The organism is Streptomyces sp. SID11385 (assembly GCF_010548245.1).
GTDB lineage: Bacteria > Actinomycetota > Actinomycetes > Streptomycetales > Streptomycetaceae > Streptomyces.
Genome location: NZ_JAAGLR010000287.1, coordinates 1 through 3,787, shown reverse-complemented (window position 1 = coordinate 3,787; position 3,787 = coordinate 1). Strand labels below are relative to the sequence as shown.

Here is a 3,787-nt window from a genome sequence, read left to right as displayed (position 1 = left end):
TGGGCCGGACGCCGCTGCCGCCGCGCGCCGCGTGGCGCGCGACCGACCCGGGCAGCCGCGCCGGGCAGGCCATCGCGCTGGTCAGGGAGATCGAGGCGCTCGGCGCGAACGTCGTCCTCGCGCCCGTCGACCTCACCGACGAGGCCGCCTTCACCGGCTGGCTCGCCACGTACCGCGCGGGCGACCCGCCCCCGCTGCGCGGCGTCTTCCACCTCGCCGGGCAGGTCCGCGACACCCTCCTCGCCGACATCGACCGCGAAGCCTTCGACAGCGTCCACGCCCCGAAGACCGCCGGGGCGACCCTGCTCGACAAGCACCTGCGCGACGAACCCCTGGAGCACTTCGTCCTCTTCGCCTCCGTCGCCTCGCTCCTCACCACCGCAGGGCAGACCAACTACGCGGCGGGCAACGCCTTCCTCGACGCGCTCGCGCACCGCCGCCGCGCCGCCGGACTGCCCGCGCTCGCGCTCGACTGGGGCCCGTGGGCGACCGGCATGATCGAGGAACTGGGCCTCGAAGCGCACTACCTGCACAGTCGCGGCATGAGCTCGCTCAGCCCCGAAGCGGGCATGAGCGTCCTCGAACGCGTCCTCGGCCAGGACCTCGCCCAGCTCGTCGTCGCGACCGTCGTCGACTGGCGCACCTTCCTCGCCTGGTACGACACCCCGCCCGCCCTCGTCCAGGACCTCGCCGCCTCCGCCGGGGACCAGGCCGCCGACGACGAGGGCGACCTCCTCGCCGCCTTCCGCGCCGCCGGTCCCGAGGAGCGCCGCGCGCTCGTCACGGAGCGCTTCACGCGCCTGGTCGCCGCCGTGCTGCGGGCCGCGCCCGAGGAGATCGACCCGGCGGGCGGCCTCGGCGCCCTCGGCCTCGACTCGCTCCTCGCGATGGAACTGCGCGCCCGCTCCCAGGCCGAACTGGGCGTCGCGCCGCCCGTCGTCGCGCTGCTCAGCAACACCCCGCTCGCCGAGCTGGCCACCCGCCTGCACGAGGAGCTGACCGAACGCCTCGCGCACGACGAGGCCGCCGGAGGCGCCGCGACGACCGTCGAACTCTGGGACGACGACGGCGACTTCCCGCTCACGCAGAACCAGAAGGCCCTCTGGTTCCTCAAGCAGCTCAACCCCGACGGGCACGCCTACAACATCGGCGGCGCCGTCGAGGTGCGCGCCGAGCTCGACCCCGAGCTGATGTTCGCGGCCGTGCGCCGGCTCGTCGCCCGCCACCCCGCGCTGCGCACCGGTTTCCACCTGCGCGAGGGCCGCGCCGTGCAGCGCATCGGCGACGGCCGCGAGCCCGACCTCGGCTGGTTCGACGTCGAGGGCCAGGAGTGGGAGGAGATCAAGGAGCAGATCATCCACGAGTACCGCGCGCGGTACGACCTGGAGCACGACGCGCTCTTCCGCTTCCGGCTCTTCCGGCGCGGCCCCGACCGCTGGGTCATCATGAAGGCCGTCCACCACATCGTCTCGGACGCGGTGTCGACGTTCACCTTCATCGAAGAGCTGCTTGAGGTCTACGAGGCCCTGAAGGAGGGCCGCGAACCGGCGCTCGCGCCCGTGCCCGCGCGCTACGTGGACTTCCTCAACCAGCAGAACAAGTTCCTCGCCTCGCCCGAGGCCGCGCGGATGCGCGACTACTGGCGCGACCACCTCCCCGCCGAGGTCCCGCTCCTCGACCTGCCCACCGACCGCCCCCGCCCGGCCGTGCAGACGCACAACGGCGCCTCCGAGTTCTTCGTGCTCGACGAAGCGCTCAGCGCCCGCGTGCACACCCTCGCGCAGCGCCACGGCGTCACCCCGTTCATGGTGCTCCTCGCCACGTACTACGTGCTCCTGCACCGCTGGTCCGGGCAGGACGACCTGGTCGTCGGCAGCCCGGTCACGGGCCGCACGCGGCAGGAGTTCTCCTCCGTGTACGGGTACTTCGTCAACCCGCTCCCGCTGCACGCCGACCTCTCCGGGGACCCGGGCGTCGAAGCGCTGCTCGCGCAGGTGCGCGACACGGTGCTCGGCGGGCTCGACCACCAGGAGTACCCCTTCGTGCTCCTCGTCGACGAACTCGGCCTCCAGCACGACTCCAGCCGCTCCGCCGTCTTCCAGGCGATGTTCATCCTGCTCACGCACAAGGTCGCCACGGAGCAGTACGGCTACCGCCTGGAGTACATCGAACTCCCGGAGGAAGAAGGACAGTTCGACCTGACGCTGAGCGTGTACGAGGAGGAGTCGGAGGGACGTTTCCACTGCGTCCTGAAGTACAACACCGACCTCTTCGACCCCACGACCGTGCGCCGCATGTCCGCGCACTACACGCGCCTGCTCGACAGCCTCACGCACGCCGCGCCCGAGGAGCCCGTCTCCTCGCTCGACATGCTCGCCGCGCACGAACGCGAGGAGCTGGTACGGGAGACCAGCGGGGCCGGGCGCGCCGCCCTGGAGCCCGGCGCGGTCCCCGTCCACCGGCTCTTCGAGCGGGCCGCCCGCGAGAACGCCTCGGCGGACGCGGTACGGGTACCGGGCGGCGAAGCGCTCACGTACGGCGAACTCGATCACGCCTCGGCGGACTTGGCGTTGCGGCTCAGCGGCCTCGGCGTCGGCGCCGGGTCCGTCGTCGGGGTCGCGCTGCCCAAGTCTCCCGAATTGATCGCCCACTTGCTGGCGGTCCTGCGGGCCGGGGCCGCGTACCTGCCGCTCGACCCGGCCCTTCCCGCGGAGCGCCTGGCGAAGGTGCTCGCCGGGGCGGGCGCCGCGCTGGTGATCACGGCGGACGGGGTGGAGGCACCGGACGAACTGCCCTGCCCGCAACTCTCGGCCGCCGAACTCGCGGTCTCCGAGACCGCCCCCGTCCCGCAGGCCGCCGACGACCTCGACGCACCCGCCTACGTCATCCACACCTCCGGCTCCACCGGCGAACCGAAGGCCGTCCGGGTCGCCCACCGCAACCTCGCCGCCGCCTACGCCTCCTGGCACCGCGAGTACCGCCTCGGCGAGGAGACGCGCGTCCATCTCCAGAGCGCGCAGCCCTCGTTCGACGTCTTCACGGGCGACCTCGTGCGCGCCCTGTGCTCGGGCGGCACGCTCGTCCTCGCCGGGCGGGACCTGCTCCTCGACACCGCGCGCCTGTACGAGGTGCTGCGCGAGGAGCGCGTGGACTGCGCCGAGTTCGTCCCGGCGCTCGTGCGCGGGCTGATGGAGCACTGCGCCCGCGAGGGCGTGGGGCTCGGCTTCCTGCGCCTCCTCGTCGTCGGCTCCGACACGTGGAAGGTCGCCGAGTACGAGCGGCTGAGGGAGCTGGCGGGACCGGGCACCCGGGTCCTGAACTCGTACGGCGTCACCGAGGCCACGATCGACAGCGCCTTCTTCGAGGGCCCGGCCGACGGGCTCGACCCCGGGCTCGCCGTCCCCATCGGCCGCCCGCTCCCGCACGCCACGCTCCACGTCCTCGACCCGCACGGCAACCCGCTGCCCGCCGGGATCACGGGCGAGCTGTGGATCGGCGGCGAGGGCGTCGCGCTCGGCTACGCGGGCCGGCCCGAGCTGACCGCCGAGCGGTTCACCGAGCGCGAGCTGCTGCCGGGCGCCGGGGCCGAACGGCTCTACCGCACCGGTGACCTGGCGCGCTGGGACACCGCCGGGCGCCTCCACCTCCTCGGCCGCGCCGACAGCCAGGTCAAACTGCGCGGGCACCGCATCGAGACGGGCGAGATCGAGGCCCACCTCGCCGCCCGGCGCGGCATCGCGCGCGCCGTCGTCGCCGTCAGGCCGGGCGCGGGCGGTGAGGACGCGCT

1 protein-coding gene is annotated in these 3,787 nt (G+C 73.7%); it reads left to right on the top strand.

The annotated features are described in order from the left end of the window. Positions 1-3,787: non-ribosomal peptide synthetase (locus G3I42_RS08855; protein WP_164284045.1), on the top strand; the 3,787-nt coding region annotated here is incomplete at both ends.